This window comes from Bacteroidia bacterium (genome assembly GCA_033391075.1).
Classification (GTDB): Bacteria; Bacteroidota; Bacteroidia; order J057; family J057; genus JAWPMV01.
The window spans coordinates 6,532,455-6,555,230 of sequence record JAWPMV010000001.1 but is presented as its reverse complement, the minus strand read 5'-3'; the positions used below and the strand labels follow the sequence as shown (position 1 = coordinate 6,555,230).

General features: G+C 42.3%; 21 protein-coding genes. 10 read left to right on the top strand and 11 right to left on the bottom strand.

Annotated elements, in window-relative coordinates; translation table 11 throughout:
- Positions 1–28 precede the first annotated feature (28 nt).
- Positions 29–1,384 carry an ATP-binding protein gene (locus R8P61_26240; protein ID MDW3650603.1) on the bottom strand — a complete coding sequence of 452 codons (1,356 nt, stop codon included), beginning with the start codon at positions 1,382–1,384 and terminating at the stop codon, positions 29–31.
- A 177-nt stretch (positions 1,385–1,561) separates the two neighbouring features.
- On the opposite strand from R8P61_26240, the gene pheT reads away from it, so the two are divergent.
- The 7 genes from pheT to R8P61_26205 all read left to right on the top strand — a co-directional run bounded on the left by pheT (position 1,562) and on the right by R8P61_26205 (position 8,847).
- Positions 1,562–3,967, top strand: a complete 2,406-nt coding sequence (pheT, locus tag R8P61_26235; protein ID MDW3650602.1) for a phenylalanine--tRNA ligase subunit beta — start codon at positions 1,562–1,564, stop codon at positions 3,965–3,967.
- Between the two features lie 126 nt (positions 3,968–4,093).
- Complete coding sequence (locus R8P61_26230) at positions 4,094–4,612, top strand: helix-turn-helix domain-containing protein (protein MDW3650601.1); 519 nt, start codon at positions 4,094–4,096, stop codon at positions 4,610–4,612.
- Between the two features lie 118 nt (positions 4,613–4,730).
- Positions 4,731–5,516 carry a fatty acid desaturase gene (locus R8P61_26225; protein ID MDW3650600.1) on the top strand — a complete coding sequence of 262 codons (786 nt, stop codon included), beginning with the start codon at positions 4,731–4,733 and terminating at the stop codon, positions 5,514–5,516.
- A 32-nt stretch (positions 5,517–5,548) separates the two neighbouring features.
- The gene (locus R8P61_26220) at positions 5,549–6,367 is read left to right on the top strand and encodes a hypothetical protein (protein MDW3650599.1); all 819 of its coding nucleotides are present in this window, start codon (positions 5,549–5,551) and stop codon (positions 6,365–6,367) included.
- Positions 6,368–6,469: 102 nt separating this feature from the next.
- Positions 6,470–7,222, top strand: coding sequence for a DUF2071 domain-containing protein (locus tag R8P61_26215; protein ID MDW3650598.1), 753 nt, complete (start codon positions 6,470–6,472; stop codon positions 7,220–7,222).
- A gap of 111 nt (positions 7,223–7,333) precedes the next feature.
- The gene (locus tag R8P61_26210) at positions 7,334–7,879 is read left to right on the top strand and encodes a hypothetical protein (protein MDW3650597.1); all 546 of its coding nucleotides are present in this window, start codon (positions 7,334–7,336) and stop codon (positions 7,877–7,879) included.
- Positions 7,880–7,905: 26 nt separating this feature from the next.
- Positions 7,906–8,847, top strand: a complete 942-nt coding sequence (locus tag R8P61_26205; protein MDW3650596.1) for a hypothetical protein — start codon at positions 7,906–7,908, stop codon at positions 8,845–8,847.
- On the opposite strand, the gene R8P61_26200 is transcribed toward R8P61_26205, so the two are convergent.
- A complete protein-coding gene (locus R8P61_26200) occupies positions 8,844–10,151 on the bottom strand; it encodes a glycosyl transferase family 1 (protein ID MDW3650595.1) in 1,308 nt (435 codons plus the stop codon). The genes R8P61_26205 and R8P61_26200 overlap by 4 nt on opposite strands.
- Before the next feature lie 16 nt (positions 10,152–10,167).
- On the bottom strand, positions 10,168–10,623 hold the full coding sequence (locus tag R8P61_26195) for a hypothetical protein (GenBank protein MDW3650594.1): 456 nt from the start codon (positions 10,621–10,623) through the stop codon (positions 10,168–10,170).
- A gap of 178 nt (positions 10,624–10,801) precedes the next feature.
- Between R8P61_26195 and R8P61_26190 the strand changes: the two genes are divergently transcribed.
- From R8P61_26190 to R8P61_26180, 3 genes are all read left to right on the top strand, one after another.
- On the top strand, positions 10,802–11,434 hold the full coding sequence (locus R8P61_26190; GenBank protein MDW3650593.1) for a hypothetical protein: 633 nt from the start codon (positions 10,802–10,804) through the stop codon (positions 11,432–11,434).
- Positions 11,435–11,456: 22 nt separating this feature from the next.
- The gene (locus R8P61_26185; GenBank protein MDW3650592.1) at positions 11,457–12,389 is read left to right on the top strand and encodes a glycerophosphodiester phosphodiesterase family protein; all 933 of its coding nucleotides are present in this window, start codon (positions 11,457–11,459) and stop codon (positions 12,387–12,389) included.
- A gap of 83 nt (positions 12,390–12,472) precedes the next feature.
- Positions 12,473–14,338, top strand: coding sequence for a hypothetical protein (locus tag R8P61_26180; protein MDW3650591.1), 1,866 nt, complete (start codon positions 12,473–12,475; stop codon positions 14,336–14,338).
- Here R8P61_26180 and R8P61_26175 read toward each other — a convergent pair.
- The 8 genes from R8P61_26175 to pheS all read right to left on the bottom strand — a co-directional run bounded on the left by R8P61_26175 (position 14,335) and on the right by pheS (position 22,665).
- Positions 14,335–14,511 carry a hypothetical protein gene (locus R8P61_26175; protein ID MDW3650590.1) on the bottom strand — a complete coding sequence of 59 codons (177 nt, stop codon included), beginning with the start codon at positions 14,509–14,511 and terminating at the stop codon, positions 14,335–14,337. The two genes, R8P61_26180 and R8P61_26175, sit on opposite strands and share 4 nt — an antisense overlap.
- A 108-nt stretch (positions 14,512–14,619) precedes the next feature.
- On the bottom strand, positions 14,620–15,930 hold the full coding sequence (locus tag R8P61_26170; protein MDW3650589.1) for a M28 family peptidase: 1,311 nt from the start codon (positions 15,928–15,930) through the stop codon (positions 14,620–14,622).
- 74 nt (positions 15,931–16,004) lie between these two features.
- Entirely contained in the window at positions 16,005–16,397 is a 393-nt protein-coding gene (locus tag R8P61_26165; protein ID MDW3650588.1) for an energy transducer TonB, read from the bottom strand.
- A gap of 6 nt (positions 16,398–16,403) precedes the next feature.
- Entirely contained in the window at positions 16,404–17,648 is a 1,245-nt protein-coding gene (locus R8P61_26160) for a M56 family metallopeptidase (protein ID MDW3650587.1), read from the bottom strand.
- Between the two features lie 48 nt (positions 17,649–17,696).
- On the bottom strand, positions 17,697–19,181 hold the full coding sequence (locus R8P61_26155; GenBank protein ID MDW3650586.1) for a M56 family metallopeptidase: 1,485 nt from the start codon (positions 19,179–19,181) through the stop codon (positions 17,697–17,699).
- On the bottom strand, positions 19,178–19,543 hold the full coding sequence (locus R8P61_26150) for a BlaI/MecI/CopY family transcriptional regulator (GenBank protein MDW3650585.1): 366 nt from the start codon (positions 19,541–19,543) through the stop codon (positions 19,178–19,180). Before R8P61_26150 ends, R8P61_26155 begins: the two co-directional genes overlap by 4 nt.
- A gap of 264 nt (positions 19,544–19,807) precedes the next feature.
- A complete protein-coding gene (locus R8P61_26145) occupies positions 19,808–21,616 on the bottom strand; it encodes an acetate/propionate family kinase (protein ID MDW3650584.1) in 1,809 nt (602 codons plus the stop codon).
- A gap of 29 nt (positions 21,617–21,645) precedes the next feature.
- Positions 21,646–22,665, bottom strand: a complete 1,020-nt coding sequence (gene pheS / locus R8P61_26140; GenBank protein MDW3650583.1) for a phenylalanine--tRNA ligase subunit alpha — start codon at positions 22,663–22,665, stop codon at positions 21,646–21,648.
- Positions 22,666–22,776 lie beyond the last annotated feature (111 nt).

Here is a 22,776-nt window from a genome sequence, read left to right as displayed (position 1 = left end):
GAAAGAAAACGACAGTTTTTAAATTAAATTAGCTTGCGATCAATTTATTCGGGGCAAAGCTGGGAACTTTGTTGAGGGAAAAGTAAAAAATAGCCCCATCTTCCTCATTTCCAGAGGCCCATACCCTTCCACCATGGCGGTGAATAATCTTTTTGACAATGGCCAGTCCTACGCCTCCTGAATAGTATTCTACATCTCCATTCAATCCATGTGCATTGCGGAACATTTCATCATTTTGACCCGTCTCTAATCCAATGCCATTGTCTTTCACAGAATAGACATATTGTGCATTGTCGGGATAACCCCGAACTTCTATCTCAGCTTTTTCTCTCGACTGGGTAAATTGGAGGGCATTGCTCAATAGGTGGCGGATGACCTGTTCGATCATAATCTTATCTCCAAAGGCGCCTTCAATCTCTCCTATGTAAAACCGAATGGTTCTTTTAGGAGCTTCTGTTTGGACCAATTCCTGGAAAATTTCACGAAACATTTTCCGCATATCCAATTCCTGCTTCTGAATGTCTCGATTACCCACTTTAGAATAAGCGAGCATATCGTCAATGATCTCATTCATTTTAAGCGCATTTTGACGAAGAGAAAGCAGGTTTTGTTTATCGTTATCTGAAAAATAGGCAGAAAGTTTATCTCCTAGTAAAGTGGCATTTAGCAAAATGCTTCTCAGAGGATTTCTTAAGTCGTTGGATACAGAATCATTATAAGCCTGAAGTTCCTGATTGGCAATCTCCAGTTTTTCTTTTTGAACCTCTAATTCATTTTCACGGGTATAAATCAACTCCTGTTTCTCAAAGCTTTTATAGGAAGCTTTTTCCTGAGACCTCGCAAATATCATAACTACGATAGCTACGATAAAGACATTTGAGAGAAAGGACCAGTCACTCAGGAGCATTTGGGGAGAATTCAAGAGGACAACTGTCAAAATCCCTAAAGGAAGTATGATAAGATAGGGCAAATAAGGGCGGGCGCCTTCTGCAATAATCAATGAAATAAAAAGAACAGCCGTATATCCAACGGTAACTCCGTATTTCAATTGTAGTGGAGGTGTTGAGCTTAAAAATATCTGATACGCCAATCCAGCCATCATCACCCCCAGTCCCAAAACATTGAGGGCATTGAAGGGGATTACCCAATTCATTTTTTTTCTGAATAGGGTGAAGGATAAGAGCAGGAAAATTACAAAGGGTGCTAATCCGGCTATCCGCCAGGGGATTCCTTCACGAAAATTGAATCCAATGACATCAAAAACGGCGAATATTCCGATCACCGGAACGGCGAGTAGAGCAGCTGTACGACCAGCTTTAAGGGTTTTCTTAGCAGAATCGAGTAAATACTTTGCCCGTATTCGTCCCGTATTAGTCCAAATCATTTAAAAGCATTCCCAAATAAAAATAAAGCACAAATGGACAATTTATTGCTCCGTAATAAAGGTAGCTATATTTTGCCAAGCGGCCAAGTTGCGCGGCTTATCAAGCTTAATCTTGCCTGCAATTAGTGCAAAACCTCTGTATTTTCTACCTTTGCCCCAAATTTTCTATCACTAAGGATGAAAGTATCATATAACTGGCTGAAAGAATACATTGACTTTTCCTATGGACCCAAAGAATTGGCAGATATCCTGACCATGCTTGGGCTGGAAGTCGGGAAGTACGAACAGATCGGCGGAGCCCCCAATGATCTGGAAGGTGTAATTGTAGGAAAAGTGCTGTCTGCGGAGCAACATCCAAATGCAGACAGACTTCGCCTGTGTATGGTAGACCTCGGAGGAGAGGAGCCAGTGAGCATCGTTTGTGGAGCTCCCAATGTAGCTGCTGGTCAGAAAGTTCCGGTGGCAACTGTAGGGACTACTCTTTATCCTTTTGGAACGGAAGATAAATTTAAAATCAAAAAGCAGAAGGTAAGAGGGGAAGTCTCAAACGGGATGATCTGTGCAGAAGATGAACTGGGCATTGGTCCGGAGCATGACGGGATTTTGGTTTTGGGCGAAGAGGCGGTAGTTGGTGAAGCCGCATTGGGCTACCTGCCGATTGATCAGGATTTTGCTTTAGAAATCGACCTTACCCCCAATCGTATAGACGGAGCCTCTCATTTTGGCGTTGCGCGTGATATCGCTGCTTATATGCGCGATAAAAGCAAAGCGAAGCTTCCAGTTTTGAAAACAACGGTTGATGGTGGCGATAAAGAAAATCCCATTCCGGTAACTGTTCTGGATAAAGATAAATGTAAAAGGTATACCTCTTTTTATATAGAAGGAGTTGAGGTAAAGGAAAGCCCGGATTGGATCAAAAAGCGTTTGGCTGCTATCGGCCTCAGACCGATCAATAATATCGTAGACATCACCAACTATGTGCTTCATGAATTAGGGCAGCCTATGCATGCCTTTGATGCAGATAAATTGGAAGGTGGAGAAATCATCGTCAGAACCCTGGATGAGAAGACCAAATTCATTACCCTGGATGGAGATGAAAGAGAACTCTTGCCAGACTCAGATCTTTTGATTTGTGATGCGAAGAATCCTCGTTGTATCGCAGGGACGATGGGAGGATTGAATTCAGGAGTTACGCTTGAAACCAAAAATGTCTTTTTGGAAGTGGCTTATTTTGATCCGGGTACGGTGCGTAAGCAGGCCAAAAGACTGGGCATCAATTCTGATTCTTCTTTCCGCTATGAGAGAGGGGCTGATCCCTTCATGACAGAAGTCGCTGCGAGAAGAGCTACTGATCTCATCCTGGAAGTGGCCGGAGGAAAAGCCTCCAAAATGGCGGATCAGATTCATGCTGACTTTCCCCCATTTGAAATGGATCTTTCTATTCAAAAAGCCCAGAGCATAATTGGAAAGGAAATCAGTCGTTCAGAAATGATCGAAATCCTGGAGTCTTTGGATATTCAGGTAGAAGAAGATAGTGATCAGGATAAACTCCACCTAAAGGTCCCTGTCTTCCGCGTGGATGTTCAAAGGGAAATAGATGTCATTGAGGAAATTTTAAGGGTATATGGCTATAATAATATAGATATTCCCGAAAAACTCAATGCCTCTCTGACCTTTAGCCAATACAGAGATGATTTCCGATTGAGAGAAACCTACTCCAATCAACTCGCCGCAAATGGCTTTTATGAAATCATGACCAATTCTTTGGTTTCTGTGAAATTTGGGAATGAAAAAGCAGTTCCCATACTAAATCCGCTAAGTGAAGATTTGGGAATCATGCGTCAATCCATGCTACCTGGCGCCCTGGAATCGATTCAATACAATCAAAACCGCCAGCAAGAAGATGTCGCTTTCTTTGAGTTTGGCAAGACCTATAAAATGGGGGGAGATGAATACCAGGAAAGACAATGGTTGGCCCTGAGTATAAGTGGAAAACTCTCAGGTCCTCATTGGGGAGGTAAAGGAAAAGCAAGCAGCCTATATAGCATGGGGAAAGAAGTTGAAAGACTTCAACGTTGGTTTTCATTTAAGGGAAAGATCAGAGAAATCGAGCATGAAGAATTCGATTATGGACTCGAACTGATTTATGATCGCCAGTCTATCCTGAGATATGGCAAGGTGAAAGCTAGCCTTAGCGAGCAGTTTGATCTCAGAAATGAGGTCTTCTATATGCTGATCGACTGGTCCAAGTTGATAGAAGTCTACCACAGCGATGTTCCCAAGTTTGCACCCATCCCACAATTTCCTTCCATTCGGAGAGATATCAGTATGCTTCTGGGGAAAGATGCGCAATTTTCCGATATCCAGGCCCTCATTCAAAAAGCAAATCCCAAACTCATTCGTTCTGTAGAATTGCATGATGTCTATATGGGAGATAAGATTGAGAGTGGTAAAAAAAGCTATTTGATCTCCATCGAATTACAGGATGATCGCAAGACCCTTGATGATTCGACGGCTGATAAAGTGATGATGCATTTGTACAAACAGCTTGAGCGTCAGATGGAAGTGGAAATTAGAAGGTAGGCGAATCGAAAAAATACCAAAATAAGCGAACTATTTTCTTCCGTTTGTAGTTTTAAACATTAGGATATATAGTACCGAACTTTCAGTAATTCTTGAAAATCTATAGATTTTCCTATATTTGTTTATATGCAACTCGACGACGCTAAGGATAAATTTATACAGGCTTGGGGAGCTTTAGGCTCTAATTGGGGCATTAACAGAACCATGGCGCAAGTACATGCACTTCTGCTCATTTCTCCCGAATCACTTTCTGCTGATGAGATCATGGCTGCCCTTAAGATCTCCAGAGGAAATGCCAATATGAATTTGAGAGCTCTCATAGATTGGGGCCTCGTGCAGAAAGAACATAAGTCTGGAGAGCGTCGGGAATATTTTTTCGCGGAAAAAGATATCTGGCAGGTAGCCCAGCAAGTCATAGTTGAACGTCGAAAAAGAGAGCTCAAACCTGTACTCCGTGTGCTGGAAGATGTAAAACAGGTAGAAGGAGATAAAAATGATCCCCATGTAGAAGCCTTTGTTACTGCGGTTGAAGAATTACATTCCACCGTAAACCAGGCAGATAAATTTCTCGAGCTTCTGGTTAAGGCCAAAGGCAATGCTTTCTTCGATACCCTCCTTAAACTTTTTGCCCCTAAAGTAAAATAATCCCCTCCCCTATTAGAGGGAATAAATAGGCAGAAAATAAACTTTCAAAATTTATTGAAAGTTATGAACAAAATGAAAACACCTGCGTACATCCTGATAGATGACCTAATTATTTATCATGGAACACCCACTCACAGCAAAACTACGCAAGGTCAAATGGCAGGACCTTAGAAAACTGAATAGAAAAGAATCTCTGCTTGAAAATACCCTTACCCTGCCCTGGCTGATCGGCTCTATGATCCTGGCAGGATTTGGACAATATGTTTTTGCCGTACTCTGCTCTTTCATGTTTTTTCTAACAGCACTTCGCCAATCTCACAATGGATTTCACAATGCATTAGGCTTATCCGCATTTTGGACAAGTATGGTTTTACATATCAATAGCTTGCTGATGTTGAGTTCTATGCATGCAGTAAAGTATAATCACCTCAAGCACCACAGATATTGCTTGGGAGAAGAAGATCATGAAGGAAAAGCTGCAAAGATGACAGCAGTCCGGGCTTTTTTTTATGGGCCGATGCATATTTACCATATCCATCGTATAGGTATCAAGGAGGGAGGGAAAAAACTGAGACGGAAGATATACATAGACCTGGCCTTGGTGACCGTACTGCTTCTTGTGGCAGGCTTTTGTAACATTAGGATTTTAAAATATCATGTACTCGTAATGTTATTGGGCGAATCTTTCTCTGCTTTCTTTGCCGTCTGGACCGTTCATCACGATTTGGAAGAGGAGCATGTAGCCCGAACGATGCGTAGTGGATGGAAAAATATCCTCACCTACAATATGTTCTACCATCTGGAACACCACCTTTTTCCCGCAGTTCCTACAATCAAACTTCCGGAACTGGCGAAAAGAATAGATAAAGCAGTACCTGAATTGGTCAAGAAAAGTGTTTTTTAATTCTACAGATAAAAGCGGAAATTTAATAGACGATGGGAAAGAAAAGTATCATATACGATGGCGCCTGTACCCTGTGTATTCGTTCCAAAAACAGCCTCCTGAATTTGGGATTGGCAGAAAAGGACTATACCTGGGCCTATCAGGAGATGCCTGATGAATACCTCCCTGCAGTCGATTACGAACGATTTAGAAATGAAATGGCATTGATCGATCTGGAGGGGGAGGAAACCCTTTATGGTCCTGATGCGCTTGTGCATCTCCTTTCTTCAAAATTGTCCTTTTTCAAATGGCTATTTTCTATAGGACTTTTTTATCGGATTTTTGCCGGCTTATATAAGATCGTGGCATTCAATCGTACCGCTATCATGGTACCCCGATTGAAAAAAGTCAGATGTGCCAGCTGTGAACCGGATACTCCAGCTGAATACAGATGGCGTTGGGTCTCTATAGCCATGGGCTTGGGAATCTTGATTGCATGGAGCCTGGGAGTCTTGAAATCAGAAAATCTCTTTCATCCTCGATTCTATTTAGGGATTCTTAGCCTGCTTTTACTTTTCTACTATCTGATCAGAAGAAGCAAAGAAAACTACCTGGAAATCGCCGCACATGCTGCAGGCCTTTTCGTATGGGCCATGAGTTTGATGAGTCTGGGCTTTTTCCTGATGGATACCTTATTTGAAAACCTTCCCATAAATATCTGGATTCTCTTTTTTGCCTTGCCTGGATTTTTTATTTATCGGGACTTTAAACTGAGAAGTGACTTTCTTCAACTCAATATAGAGGAGAGGGTATTGGGAGGCCTGATTTTAGGCCTGATCTTCTTGCTTTTCTACTTGAGTTTGATATTTTAGGAAAAATCTAATGTTAGCGTCAAAAAATTTACATAGAAAAACATCTTATTTCTGTTTTTTACGTTTAACTAAAACCCCCAGGAGAAACCCTTTAATCTTGTAATGATGAAGATCGCCTCACTGGAAGGATTGATAGACCGTCGCATACTCGTCAATTTCCGAATTGAGCAAAGTGTTGTTCGTGAGCTGTTGCCGCAGCCATTCGAGCCAATTTTGGTGAATGGTTATGGCATAGTAGGGATATGTTTGATCAGGTTAAAGGATCTTCGCATCAAGGGAGCCCCGCGTTTTGTAGGATTGAGTTCTGAAAATTCTGCCTATAGGATTTCGGCTCATTGGGAGGAAAATGGCAAAAGAAAGACAGGCGTTTATATTCCCCGCAGAGACACTTCTTCTTTATTAAATACCATTGCCGGTGGCAGGGTTTTCCCTGGTCTCCATCACTTCTCAAAATTTCAGGTCAGAGAAGAGAATGGGCAGTATGAATTAGGAATCAAAAGCAGAGACAAAGTTGATTTTTTTATAGAGGCTCAGGAAAGTGAAAGCTTTCCTCCGGGTTCTTTATTTCGTAGCCTCGGAAGAGCCTCAGCATTTTTTAGAAAAGGACATATTGGATATTCCCCCGTTTATAAAGAAGAAATTTTTGATGGCTTCGAAATGCATATTCCCGACTGGGAAGTGAAGCCGCTACGCGTGAACCAACTTCATGCTGCATATTTTGAAGATCGCAGCCGTTTTCCCAAAGGTTCTGTATTCTTTGACCATGCCCTTCTGATGAAAAATGTCTACCATGAATGGGCAGAAAGAGGGGAAATGCTCGCAACAAGACATTCATTCCGTACGCTTATTCAATAAGCCTACACAGGTCCCAAACTCCACAGTATAAGCTCCCGTATATTTTGAACAGCCCAATTTTTCGATATATTAGCCCTTTTAATGCAATTATCGAAGACTGCCCAATTTTAGATGGACCTGGAACGAGACATAAAGAATATTGAGGAAATGATATCCACGGACCGAATCGCTTTGGCGATCAAAGGTTTGGAGGAAGTATTGGAGAAGGACTCCGGGAGTTTTTTCGAAAAAGAGGTGAGAAGTCTACTTAGTCTTGAAGGTCGTTTTTCTAAAAATGAAAGGGGCTTCAAGCAGGAAGGTATCCTGGATAAAAAGGAGTATGATTTTGAGGACAATCGGATCAGGCAGGGATTGATAGATATCATTACAGCTATTAAGAAAAATGTCAAGCAATTAGAGCCGGAAGTAAAGACAGAGACTAGTGCCAGAGGAGAGGACACTTTTTTTAATGGAGAAGAAGAAACCTTGGTCGATAAAGCAAGCAAAATAGTGGTACTGTTCCTGATGGGCGCTGCTGCTATTTTGCTTATATATTTTATAGCATTTCATGAAAATGAAGATACCCAGCTGACGGGTATCCTGGCTTCTGGAGGGGTTGTTTTTGTCAGCTTGTTCAAACAAACCCTGGATAGGTACCTGAAACTTAGGTTTTCCTAAGGAAAGGTTCATATAGGATTCACAACATGCCACTGGAAAAAGAAAAATTAAAAGCAGAAAAAAAGCGATACGCGATGATTAGTTCGGGGATGTTTCTCCTGATGCTCATCATGATCGCTGGTTTGGCTTATGTTTCCTGGGATAACGCAAGGAAAAATTCTTTGCTGAAGAAACAGGATAGAGAGCTTCAGGCGTCAAAAGATAGCCTGGAATCGAGCAATAAAGCCCTCTGGAGTAAGCAGGTAGAATTGGAAAGGACGCAGTTGGCCCTGCAGTTTGCTAATCTCAAATATGAGACTTTCGTTGACTCTATCATTAGCGTAGGAAATGGAATGCAAAAGCAAAAGGCGATGGAGGTAAAAAGTAGTATCTCTCATGTTTCCGAGGAAATTAAGGATAACATGAATATTCGGGAAGATGCTGAGAATCTGGAAAGGATCGAAAGAGAGTTGGTTGAGCAAGATGAAGATTTGAGTCAGGAGGAAAAGGACCAAAAAAATGAAGAGATCCAGAAAATTCAGAGACAAAATCCTTCTTTAAATGCTGTGATTGAGGCACAGGATCGAGTCGTTTCCTACGAACAAAATGCGCCTAGATCTAATAGCGTTGAATCCAGAGCTCCGGATGACCCCAATGCTCCCCGTTATGAAACGATTCTCAGTCGAACAGGTGAAGATACCTGGATCAAAGAAGGCTATTTTCGGAATCACAAAGGAGATAATGGAGGAGGTGTACGAATCAAAGTAGACGAATTGGGTTCAGGTACTGCCAAAATTACCTGCAGTTTTCTCTTTGATCGGGGAATCGATCCCTGGACCATGAACATCAAGGAGGGACAAACAAAAACCAAAGAATACCTGGACGGCAGATACAAAGTAATTTTCAGATTTCTGAGAAGTGGGGCTGCCGGTAAAAATCCTTTTAAGAAAGCTGTATTCTATGAATTAAGCGTCTTGAAGCGTGTCTAGGCTTTTTTTGAAATCATCTCATTTATAAAATTAGCCATCTGCCCCGCTGCATGTTTACGGCTAAAGCGATCGATATCTGCATCTTCTGTATGTAGCTTTCCTTTTTTGTACTGACTAAACATTTTAAAGAGGGCCCTTTTCATGCCTTCTTTATCCTGGAATCCACATACAGTTCCGGATTTGCTTTCTTGGATGATTCGGGCGAAATCTGCTTCCGGTGGCCCAATCCCCAAAACAGGTCTTCGGGAAGCCACATACTCATAGGTTTTTCCGGGAATATGTCCCATCACATTGGGTACATCATTTACCAACAACATCAGAAGCTGACTGGCTCGTGTATAATTCAGGACTTCGCTATGAGGAACATAAGCGATTTGTTCGAGCTGTTCACCTAAACCTTGTTCGGTTAGTTGTTGCAGGCACAAGGGGTCTGTTTTTCCTATGAATCGTAAGACCAGTTTCTCTTTAAAGGCCGGTATTTCTTTAGCGAGCTCCCCAAATGCTTCCCAAAGTAGAGGAGAATTTCTATCCTGATTGAGGAAGCCAATATGGCTGCACACAAACTTTTCTTCCAAAGCAATTGTCTTCTCTTCAAAGTCGGCATCGTCAAATCCATTGGTAATTACCTGCACCTTGCTTGCACCCATTTCCTCAAACTCTTTTCCCCATACCCAACTTACCGTACTCAGGGCATCGCAGCCTTTTACGACGGATGCTTCCATACGTCGATGCCGGCGATCGCCCCATTTGCTAAGCCTCAATTGATCATAAAAATCAATATTGGTCCAGGGATCTCGAAAATCTGCCAACCAGGGAGTGCCTGTCGCTTCTTTCAAGCCCTTGGCAATCATATGAACAGAATGTGGAGGTCCACTGGAAAGGATGGCATCCACCGGATGATCTTTGAGATAGTTTTTTAGAAACTTTATGGAAGGTTTGATCCAGAAGGTCCGGGCGTCGGGAATGAAAAAATTGCCCCGTATCCAGATCGACAATTTTTGGGTAAAGGACTGCTTCCCTTTATCATTCATGAAGCCAGAATAGACCTGCTTCTTCTCTTTTTGCCCGGTAAACTTTTTATACAATTCATAAGGCTCCCAGATGTCTCCTTTCAAGACTTCCATATCCTTAGGAACATCTTGGAGAAGAGATTCATCCAGAATAGGATAGGCTGCATCTTTGGCCGTAAAAATGATAGGTTCCCAGCCAAACTCACGTAGATATTTCGCCGTTTTCAGCACACGCTGAACCCCTGCTCCCCCACTGGGTGGCCAGTAATATGTGATGAGCAGGACCTTTTTCATGGCCCGAACTTACGCATTATTTGGCATCCCACACGCAATCACAGGCAAGTTTTCGCTTGTCCATTGCCAGGGCACTTTGGTAAGGAGTATAGCCTCGGGTAAGTTCTGTATATTCCGTTTGGAGGATGCGTTTTGATTTGATCCCAAATTTATCTTTCATCAACCAGGTGAAATAGGTAAATCTTTCCTGAGTCAACAATTTTACCCGTGTATCATAAGGGCTGGGAGAAATTTCTGCCTGAATACGAATCTTGATTTTCTTGTGTTTCTTCATGAGGTAGGCAATAAAGGCCATATCCTCAAGGTAATCTTCATCGACTTCCGCAGAATTCACTTTAAAATAAATGGGAGGAAGGTAACAAGTCTTTGTATCAGCGGTTCTGTCCAGTTGAAAAACATCGGGCTCATTTTGAGAGAAACAGGAGCAGTAGATCAGACAGAAACAGATCGATAGGAAAAGTCTACCGTACATAGCAAGGTGATTTTTTATTGTTTGGGTTAGTGTTTAGGAAATGCGGGGATTTTTTGTTTAAAAAAAGGGAAATTAATTCATATAAACATTCGATTAAGCCCAACAAAGGGTATATTGCATATAAAGACAGGCCATAAATCTACCCGCATCATCACTGACAACACAATTTAAACTTAATATGAGAAAAATTTTTCTAAGCTCAATTTTTTTGCTCTTAAGTCTTTCCCTTGTTGCGCAGGAAGAAGACAAGGTGAAAAAATGTTTTCAGGATTATAAGCAAGCCGTTTTAGCTGAAGAGGCAGATGCTGCTCTGGCTTTGATTAGCTCTAAGACCACAGATTATTATGGAGAAATCATAAAGCTGGCCCTGCATGCGGATAAAGCTGAGTTGGATGCCCGAAGTCTTACGGATAAGATTACCGTAATGCGTATTAGGATGTCAATGAAGGAAGCTGACTTGAAAGGCATGGATGGCAAGAAGTTTTTTGTGTATGGGATCAAAGAAGGCCTGGTGGATAAAAAAGGAATGCAAAATGTAGACATAGGCGAAATTAAAGTTGAGGGAAAAGAAGCAAAAGGAGCCTTTGTTATCAATGGTCAAAGCGCACCATATTTTTTCAAATTCGATAAAGAGAATAATCAATGGAAGTTTGACCTCACGGCTCTCTTTGATATCACAAATCAGGGACTTGCCAGTGTAATCGAGCAAACCGGAATAACAGAAAATGAATTCCTGATGGAAGCACTTAGTGCTATAGCTCTTGAAGGAGAGCTTGTTGGTGATAACCTTTGGGAACCCATGGCTAAGTAAATTCAGTTTAAATCAGTCTTGCATGCTATCACACTCACACATCTACCGAGGAGGAAAAATTTCCCTATTTTTATGTATCATCAGCTCGGCAATATTTTCCTGCTCCGGGCCGGTATCAGAGAAAAGTCTTACCTATATGGATGTACAAGGACACAGAGGCTGTCGGGGCTTGCTACCGGAAAATACAGTTCCGGCATTTATCCGCGCTTTGGAGATGGGTGTCAATACCCTGGAAATGGATGTTGTGATCAGCAAAGACCAGCAGGTTTTGCTTTCTCATGAACCTTTTCTTTCCCATGAAATTTGTAAAGGACCCAAAGAGGAAGAGATTACAGAAGAGAATGAAAGAGAATGGAACCTCTATGAGATGGAGTATGAGGAGATCAAAGCCTGTGATTGTGGAATGAAAGCGCATAAAAGATTTCCCAAGCAGAAAAAAATGAAGGCCTATAAACCTTTGCTGAAAGAGGTGATACTGGCTGCAGAAGAAAAAGCGAAGGCAGATGGAAGGGAACTTCCTTTTTACAATATAGAAACCAAGTCTCAACCAAAAGGAGATAGCATATATCATCCCGAACCAGAACTCTTTACAGATTTGCTGGTAGGGGTAATTCAGGAAACAGCTATTGGTGAGCGGACCATCATTCAATCCTTTGATGTGAGGACCCTACAGGTGGCTCATGAAAAATATCCGGAGATGGTGCTGGCCCTGTTGATCGAAAATGAGGACTCTCCGCAAGACAATCTCGAAAAACTGGGATTCGTGCCCGAGATTTACAGCCCGGCCTTTCAATTGGTTGATGAGAACTTGATGAACTTTGCCAGGGAAAAAGGCATGAAAGTAATTCCCTGGACACTCAATGATAAAGAGGATATATCTCGTATGATAGAGATGAAAGTGGATGGTATCATTTCAGACTATCCTAACAGAGTGATAGAGGCTCTGGGAATTTAATTCCCCGCCTAACATAATTTAAAGGAGAATAAGTAGTTTAGGATGCGAGCGACCATTCGCATTGAATATCGCAGGACAAATATATGACCCGGAAAAAAGCGGCATTAATCGGAAGATTTGATTTTACTTCAATCTTTGCTTTGATCGAACGGCTCAAGGAAGCTGCCGGTTTTTTTTCTCCGAACTTAAGTTTTAGTACGTATCTGACGACCTTCAAAGGGCAAAGCTATTACGGCATGGACTATGCGGAATTGGCTTCTGTCTTTGAGGAGCATGAAGGAGATGTGCGCTCACTTACCAGCAGTTGTAATATCGGTGAGGGGAAGAGTATGAGTGTCTCTGTCCGTTATCCCAAAAAAGGAAGCAAGGCCGAATCACAATTTGTCATCAGCAGCGATTCTACCTACATCAGTAAGCAAATTCAATCGATATTTCGAGGCGAGTATGTGGCATTGGATGAGGATGCTTTATGGGCTCGTGAATATGTGGGCGAATTAATTGGCAACCTCAAAAGCTATAAGGAAGCTAAAGCCAAAGAAGCTAGCAGATTGGCTGAAGAAGCGGCCCGCTTACTGGAAGAAGAAAAAAGAAAGGCTCAGGAGAGTAGAGCGAAAGTAGATAGGATACCAGGTTCGAGAACTGTGAGGTCTGACTCACTCTCTACCATAAGACCGGTAAGGGACCGTTTTTCCTTCGATGCCTCTTTCTCAGCAGACCTGATTATTGAAATGCTGAGTCGAATCTCTGAGCATCTGCTACATCGGGCTCCTTTTCATATAAAAGTTATTACCTCCAATGGCCAGCCTTTTTCCAATGTAGGCTTCAAAGGCCTTAAACTCTTTCTGGAGAAAAGACGGAAAAGTGTCCGAACCTTGATGATGGATGCGGCTACGGCTCAGGGTGAATGGGCAAATATTGTCATCAATTTTGAAAGCAGTAATGCTTGTAGTGCAGAAGTAGAGATTTTTGCCAAGCGTGGCAAAATGATTCAGGCCATGATTCGCGATTTTCTGGAGAGAACTGCTGAGGTAAATCTCAAAACCGCTTCTATGGTGCATGAGATGTTTTTATTCGAAGAGGATAAATTCTCTCTGGATCAAGTGAGCAAGCTTATTTCCAATATATCTAATAAGTACCTGAAAAAAGAAGCTGCTACGGCTTTCCTTTCTACCTCGGAAGGGGAAACCTATCCGGCACTCACCCTTCGTCAACTTCGAAGTGTCTACAATCAGAAAAAAGATGAAGTAAGCTTTCTGTTATACGGGATCAATCAGTCGGATACGGGCCAAACCTTTAGTTTGATGTTTCAGTTCGAGTCTCCGGTCCAGAAGGCTTATGGGAGCTTGAGTATGATGTGGGGAAATCACGAGACGCATCAGGTCGTTCGGGCTTTGGTATGGGAACAACTCGAGCTGAAAAATTATCGGAAGAACCCTCCTCAAAATGGAAAACCGAAAGTGGAAGTTCCTGTCGAAAAACCACTCAGTGTGCCTATTCCCCAGGAGAGAAAGAAGATAAGTTTTGATCCGATTTTTAAGCAAAGAGAATTTAGTTTTGAGCCTCTAACTGCTTTGGTCTTTATGCCATTGGAAGCCTACTGGTCCGAATCATTATGGCTTCATCTTAAAGATACCCTTAGAGAGCTGGGCTATTATTCACGCAAGGCAAATTCGATCTACTCTGAGGATTCTCTGGAAATAAACTGGAGAGAAATCAATGAATGTGAGTTGATCATAGCTGACCTTACTTATAAACATCCGGATGTGTTTTATAAGGTGGGAGTTGCTCACACCCTCGGAAAGAATGTAATTCTGATCACCCAGCATGCCCGAGACCTTCCCGGGGACTTCAAACGCTTCCCGTATATTGTTTATGATAACAATATTTATGGGCTACAAGATCTCCGAAATAATCTACTGAGTTTGGTAAGGGATATGCGTGCGGATTAGGGCTTAGAACCAAGAAATCCTTCAATCTCTTCATCAGATACATGTTCATCAGTCAGCTTATCCTGCTGATCTCTGTTGGCTTCTCGCATGCGGGCAATTATAAAGAGGACCGCATTTGCAGCAAAGAAGACCAAAATGAGTACAACGATGGTAATGACGAAAGGAGATGCCATTTAGATTCCGCTATGTGTTTTATAAGCCTGAAATGAAAGGTCATACCTTCCATCTACTAACGAATCTTTACGGAAAAAAGTGAAACAGGGATCAATCTTTTGGCGAAATTATAGGCTCTTTAAGAACTTTATAAGCAAATTCCTTACTTCTACGTACTTCGATAGCTCGATCGTATCGGGTGTATCATTGACATCATGATAATGAGGGGGCCCTCCCAAAGTGTAAATAAAAAAACCGGGAACTCCATTTAACAGAAAGAAATAATGATCGCTATTGGGAGCGTTTTTTCGGGAACGGACTTTTGGAACCGCCGATAATTCCTCATTTGCCTGTACCAGCTTTTCAAACTGCCTAGGAAAATCCTTCCCTCCCACGGCCATTATTCCATCTACTCCATTTCCCATCAGATCCAGATTGAGGATAAATTTCGTTTGAGTCAGGGGAACGAGCGTCTGTTGCTGGACATAAAAACCAGAACCTAATAAACCGGTTTCTTCTCCTCCAAAAGCTATGAAGAGCATGCTGTAATCCGGTTGGTTCTCCGCTTTCGAAAAATGATCGGCCATAGAAAGTAGCATGCTGGTTCCTGAGGCATTATCATTGGCCCCCCGAAAAATGGCTGTACCTACTTTCCCCAAATGATCATAATGAGCGCTAACAATGATTACTGTATCCCGGACTTTTTTGCCGGGAATGAGTCCGATCACATTTTGCGATTCTAGAGATTTGGGTCCCGTTTCTACTTTCAAGTCTGCTTTTTTCCACTTATCCTTTTTTAAATCTGCCTGAATATCAATCACAGGGACATTACCAAAATTGCGAGAAAAACCGGCAGTCAATTTTTCATGTAAAACAAGAATTGCCTGAGGTCCGAGCACGGATAAGGTTCCTATGCGCATCTGGATATTACTCATTTCTTTCACTGCTGCTTTCTTTTCGGAATCATTGGCAATCTCCTTAGGCAATCCATTTCTAATAAGAACTATTTTGCCTGAAGCCTTTGAGAAATTTTTCCCATCCAGTGCATAGCCGAGATCCAGTATTTTTCCTTTGGCCGAGCCGTATCCACTACTTTTACTAACAATAAACTCCTCCCCTATTTGATAGTCTTTCCCATCAATGTTGAGGCGGGCATTTGTAGAAAGATTGATTTCAATTGGAAATTTTTGGAGGTAGGTATCTTTGCCCGTCTTTCGGGATTCGAGTAAAGCCAGAAGCCCCATTTCCTCAAATCGATGACTGAGGTAATTGGCGGCTTTAATATGCCCCTCGTCAATATATCCTCGGCCTCCGAGAGAGTCAGAGCAGAGAATCGCAATTTCCGAACGAGCCTGATCCAGAATCTCTTCGGCAGATTGAGCGATAGATGAGAAGGGAAAAAAACAAAAAAGTATGGGGAGTATCCAGCTGTGTTTCATGGATACAAATTAGAAAAAAAGAAAGGGCTTAGAAAGCGAATCTGCTTCCTAAGCCCGAGATTGAAGGGGGGTAGCTATTTTAGTTTGAAGAGGAAGGGTAAAGTAATCTTGGTAGATACGGCTTTACCATCTTTTTCTCCTGGAGTAAAGGTGAGCGATGCAATATGCGGCTCTACACTTTCAGCCAACTCTTTGGGAGAACCTGGCAGGATCTCATGGGAGCTTACCTTGCCATATTTATCTACTGTTACTTTCACCATAACTTTCCCTTCTATTCCTGCCTTTGCGGCTTCCTTGGGATAACCGATGGCCTGATGTACCTCTACCAGATTGGTGCATTTGGGATATTTGTCAACCTTATGGTTTTTATCCTGAGCGGAGAGATTTGTCAGAGAAAATAGAGACAGGATGAAAAATGAAAGGAGAATATGCTTGAGTAAAGCGGAGTTTATAATTGAGTGGTTCATGTGATTTTAGTCTATTAAAACAAAGTTGAAAGGGACGGTAACTTTTACTGTGACTGCCTTACCGTCTTTGGCAGGAGTTTCGAAGGTGAGTTTGCTTAAATGTTCTTCTACTGCACGAGAAAGGATGTCGTGATCCGATTCGATGATTTCGTGAGCTACGTATTCACCAAACTTATTCACCTCGACCTTAACCAGAACTTTTCCTTCTATGCCGGCGTCCCGAGCAATTTTAGGATATCCAATGGTCTTTTTGATTTCATTGATGTTAAGTGGTTTTGGTTGTTGGTCTACCGTAGTCATCTCAATCATGACAGGCCCATTTTCAGAAGCGGGGACACTATCAAGAATGGCCAGGTATTTCTTTTCGGCATTCTCAGCGGAGATCACTTGTGCTTCTTCAATTTCAGAAGTACAGGCAATGACCAGCGCAAAAGCAAATGGTAGAAGCATCGCGTATTTGATCCTCGACTTTCGGGGATCCGGTTTTCGCATAAGCATCATAACTCGATTTTTGGTATGCATGTGAAAAAAGCTGTGTGTCAGCTGCAGCGGTTGACCCAAAGTTTGGGACAGGATCAATTTTATATAGCTATGCTGCTCACCTTGCTGTGAAGCAGCTCGATCGGCTTGGTATTCGTGAACCATACGAAGTTCACTTTGGATGAGGTAAAGCATGGGATTGAACCATGCGAGGACTTTCCATATCTCCATGAATAAGATGTCCAGGCTATGGCGTTTCTCTACATGACAAAGCTCATGTTGAATGATCTGAAGCTTTTCTTCCTCGCTCATCTTACTTCCTTTATCCCAGAAAATGTAGGGACCAAAAGAAGCAGGACTTATCTTCCCCTCACTGTAAATAAGGGTAGCTCCTTTTATGTATTCTTTCTCTTCTGAATACTTGATCTTATAGATCAATTTGCTCATTCGCAATATGAGAATCCCCATGCTGAGGAGACATATAATCATGTATAGGGCACTCAAAATCTCATTATAGTCATAGGCCCATAAACTTACGGCCTCCGAAGTTATTGTGATTGTTTCAAGACTTGTACTGATAAAGGGACTTACTTTGGCCGGCGAAAATACAGGCAGCTCTAGCTGAGGAAGGATCGCAGATATCGGTAAAATTGCCAGGAGATAAATGCGATTGAATGCCAGCTTATTTTCTTTTCTAAGAAAGATGAAATAATAAGCATATAAGGCTCCTGAGATAAGAGAGAATGAGAGTATGTAATTAAATAGATTCATGATCTCTGATTTCGACAAGTATGAGATTTTGTGTTTTGAGAGTGTGCCTTATCTCCTTTGCTTTTTCTTTTTATTGCTATCCTTATCGGTGAGTAGCTTGAAATTGAAGGGGATATTCACCCAAAATTTAACTGGCATACCCTCTTTCATTGCAGGAGTGAAAATCATTTTTTCAATGTGTTTTTCTACTGCCGCTACGAGAATAGGGTGTACTTCATTTACAACCTGGTATTTCTGGATTCTTCCATATTGATCTACCAATACGCGAAACACTACCTGCCCTTGTATATAGGCATCTATAGCCATGCGAGGATATCCAATTAGTTTCTTCACATCCTCCTCATTGATAGGGCGAGGCTCCTGATTGACTTTTATAAATTCGTCTATGCCAGGTTCTGCTTTAGGCACAATCACTTCCGGCCCATTCAAAAAGTATCTTTCAGCGGCCCTTTCACTTTTTTCATTTTGTATGTATTCTTCCACACCCGTGTCATCGAGAATACCCTCTTCATCAAGGAATGGAGGAGTTGTTTTTTCTACTTCTTCGGGATAGCTGATTTCTTCTTCCTCCGCTTCTGGCACAAGGGCATTTTCACTTTCTGTTATAGGTGCTATGCTGAGCTCAGCCGGAGACGGAGCTTGCGTACCAGAAATTACGGTAAATGCCTGAGGTTTATTGATATTGAAAGTACAGGCTAAGAAGATGACAAAACAAAAAGGGAGCAATAGCAGGTATTTCAGGCTGCTTAAGGGGGAGTTTGATTTACGCAGAATCATCATAATTCGATTTTTTGGTCTATGTTGAAAAAAACTATGTGAAAGCTGCAGCTTTTGACCCAGACTTTGGGACAGGAGCAATTGTATATAGCTATGCTGATCGCCTTGTTGCGAAGCAGCCCGATCTGCTTGATATTCGTGAATAATTTTTAGTTCCCGATCTATGAGGTAAACGAGGGGATGAAACCAGAAAACAATTTTCCATATTTCCATGAAGACTACATCCAGACTATGAAGTTGCCGGACATGGCAGACTTCATGTTGGAGTATGCTTGACTGTTCGTCGGACTCAAAATGAAGATCTTTATTCCAGAAAATGTAGGGCCCAAAAGAAGAGATGGATTGCTGCACATTTGAGCGAATCAGGATAAATCCTTCTTTTTTCTCTTTTTGTGGACTTTGGTGGATTAACTGGCTGATTTTATACAGTCGATGGAAGAATAGTAGGCTGAGTAAAGCTGCAATTCCCAGGTAGATAGCCAGGATGATTTCTTCGAATGGAAATACCCAGACCTCTTCTACCTTTCCGGCAGTAATATCAATGCTTTGTAAGGTCGTTTCCCATACAGGTGCAATTTCTTTCGCCTGATACATTTCCCACTCTATTCCCGGTAAAAAGAAGGCTAAGGGCAGGATAGCCAGGAGAAAAAATCGATTGAGCTGAAACTGTCTCTCTTTTCTGAGGAAAAGAAGATAGTAGCCAAATAAAAGGCCAGCAATCGTTGTGAATGCAAGTAGGAAACTAAGCGTACTCATTGATCTTTTTCTTCATTGAGTTTATTCAATATTTCGTCGAGGTCTTGGAGGTCTATTTCTCCTTCTTTATGGAAGAAGCTCAAGAGGCGGTTGAAGGAACCGTCAAAGTACTTGCCTAAAAATTGCTGAAAATAAGCCTTGGCATAGCTGTCTTTTTCAACCAAAGGATAGTACTGATGGGATTTGCCAAAGGTATGATGCGAGATAAAGCCTTTGTCTCCCAAAATCTTGATAATGGTCGAAACGGTACTTTGTTTAGGCTTAGGTTCTGGAAGGGCCTGCATAATCTCTTTCAGGAATGCCTTTTCCAGCTTCCAGATTATCTGCATCAATTGTTCCTCTGCACGTGTGAGTTTTTGCATTTGATCTAAAGATTTAGATCAAATGTATATCTAAAAACTTAGATTAACAACTAATTTTTTAGATGAAGGGCTGAATTTATGTGCTAAGGGTCTGTTGGTCAATAGTTTAGATGTGTATAAAAAATTATTATAAACATGCGAAACTGCTGTCATTGCGAGGACTACCGAAGCAATCTCCTTGATGTAGATAGTCTTTTTTGGAGTCAAGTGGATAGCTTCGCCCATATCATGGGCTCGCAATGAAAGAGAGGAGGAAGTTTTTATTTATCGGGTTTTCTTCCGCAAGACCTGGCCAGCATGGTCGGTTGCAATGAGCTCTCCTACTGCTCCTCTACTAAGTTCCGCAGCATTGGCTTCATCTGTATCGATATGCATTTCCAGTGCATACTTGGGTGAGACGCGTATGAGGACATTTCCGAAAGTCAGGCTACGCTCTTCATTTTCGATCCGGATTTCTACGATATCCTTGTCCTCTACTCCAAAGTTTTCCGCGTCAGCGGGGGTCATGTGGATATGTCTCCAGGCACAGATCACGCCTTCTTTGAGGCTTAATTCGCCCTTCGGTCCTACCAGTTTTATGCCGGGAGTATTTTCTACATGCCCGGATGCACGTACGGGAGCATCTATTCCCAGAAAAAATTCATCTGTACGAGAAATCTCTACCTGATTTTTCGAACGTACCGGTCCAAGGATGCGCACTCTTTCAATGGTATTCTTGGGGCCGACCAAACTCAGTCGTTCATTGGCTGCGAATTGCCCGGGTTGAGAGAGGGGTTTGTACTCGCTGAGTTCATAGCCTTTTCCAAAAAGAATATCGATACTCTCTTGTGTAAGGTGAACATGGCGGGCAGAAATAGCCACAGGTATCCTAAGGGGAGTTTCTTTTACAATATGTTTCTTTTGAATAATCTGCTCAGCCTTGCGCGCCATTTCATATTGCTCATCCGTGGGAATGACCAGCAATTTGCAGCGGCTATGTCCCATGGAAATATCCGCGATAGCATGTTTGTCGTCTAAATCGGCATCTCGATTGGCATCTTCATTCAGGATAGCTCCCAGAAATTCTAATCTTTGACAAGCTCTTTCTCTGATGGTCGCACTATTCTCCCCTATTCCACCAGTGAATATAATGGCATCTACTCCTCCCATCACCGCTGCATATGCTCCGATATACTTTCTAAGTCTATGGCTGAAAATCTGAATGGCTTTCCTTGCTGCTTCATTTCCTCCGGCAGCCATATTCTCGATATCCTGCATATCATTGGTGCCGGATATTCCTTTCAGACCACTTTCTTTATTGAGAGCCTCATCCAGTTGGGAAGAATCCCAATTCTCTTCTTTCATCAAATGAATGAGAATCCCGGGATCTACATCTCCGCTTCGAGTACCCATGACCAGACCTTCCAAAGGCGTCATACCCATAGAAGTTTCAATTGAACGACCAAACTCGACTGCTGCCAGAGAAGCCCCATTGCCCAAATGACAAGTAATCAGTCTGAGTTGGCGAATATCCTGTTGGAGAAATTCTGATGCCTTGCGACTGACATAGCTGTGGCTGCTTCCATGAAAACCATATCTTCGAATGCCATGCTTATCAGATAATTCGGAAGATAGCGCATAGGATTGTGCGCGTTTAGGAAGGGTACTATGAAAGGCGGTATCAAATACAGCGACATGAGGAAGCTCAGCCCAATGTTTTTTCGCTTGCCTGATACCCAATAAGTTGATGGGATTGTGTAGGGGAGCTAAAGAGGAAAGTTCTTCGATAGCCTGCTCTACCTTTTCGTCTATTTCTACTGGCCCACTGAAATCGGCACCTCCATGAACGACACGATGAACGATGCCGGAGAGTTTGTGTTCTGTCAAAGCTGATTTGATTCGTGGAATGGCAAAATCCAGACAGGCCTGATGACCGCTATCCGGGCAATCAGTTTTTTCCCCATTTAAGCTAAAAGCTGGTTTTTCCTGATTGATATCGCTCAGTCGAGCCACAAGTAGTCTCTCGGTAGTCTCGGTTTGAATTACTTCAATCTTTACCGAGGAACTACCGCAATTAATCAGCAGTACATTCATGATCTATGCAATTAAAAGAGGCTTCCTCTTTATATTTTCTCAAACAATCGCAAAAAGCGAATATCGTTTTGGGAGTACAGTCTCAAGTCCGGTACCCGGTAGAGAATCTGTGCGATACGTTCCACGCCCATCCCAAATGCGTAACCGGAGTATTTGCTGGAATCGATATTACAGTTTTCCAGTACATTGGGGTCTACCATGCCACAACCCATGATTTCCAACCAGCCGGAGTGCTTACAGACGTTACATCCTTTTCCATAGCAAACTCCACAGGTTACATCCATTTCCGCACTGATTTCAGTAAATGGGAAATAAGAGGGCCTGAGTTTGATTTCTACTCCTTCTCCAAACATTTCTCTGGCAAAATAAAGCAGGGCCTGCTTCATATCAGCGAAGCTGATGTTTTCGTCTACCACCAATCCTTCTACCTGATGGAAGAAGCAATGCGCACGTGCAGAAATAGCTTCATTTCTATATACCCTTCCTGGAGATAGTACCCGAATGGGCGGCTGAGAATCTTCCATCACGCGCACCTGCACAGATGAAGTATGGGTACGCAGCACATATTCCGGATCGCGATTTACGAAGAAGGTATCCTGCATATCTCTAGCAGGGTGATTGTCGGGAAAATTGAGGGCAGAGAAATTGTGCCAGTCGTCTTCAATTTCTGGTCCTTCGGCTACGGTAAAGCCGATCTTTTCAAAAATACTTACGATGCGATTGAGCACTATAGAAAGCGGATGCCTCCCACCCGTAACAAAAGGATCTCCGGGAAGGGTGAGGTCATGCGGCTTATTTGCAGATTGGTTTTGAGACTTGAGCCCTTTTTGGAATTCTTCCAAACGTGCCTGTGCATGATTTTTGAGCTCGTTCAAAGGTTTCCCTAATTCCCGTTTTTGCTCAGGGGGAAGGCTTCGAAACTCATTGAACATCTGATTGATGATGCCTTTTTTTACGGTGTACTTATGGCGGTACTCCTCAAGGTCCTCAGCTTTCTCTACGACAAAGGAATTGACCTCTGCCAGTATCTGTTGAATTTTATCCTGCATCTTAATTTTCTAACCCGCGCAAGTTACAGAAAGGTGTTTTAGCGTTCAAGAGAAAATATGGGTTAGGGTGTGTGAGTATTAGTGTGTTAGCGTGAGTTATTTAATCAACCC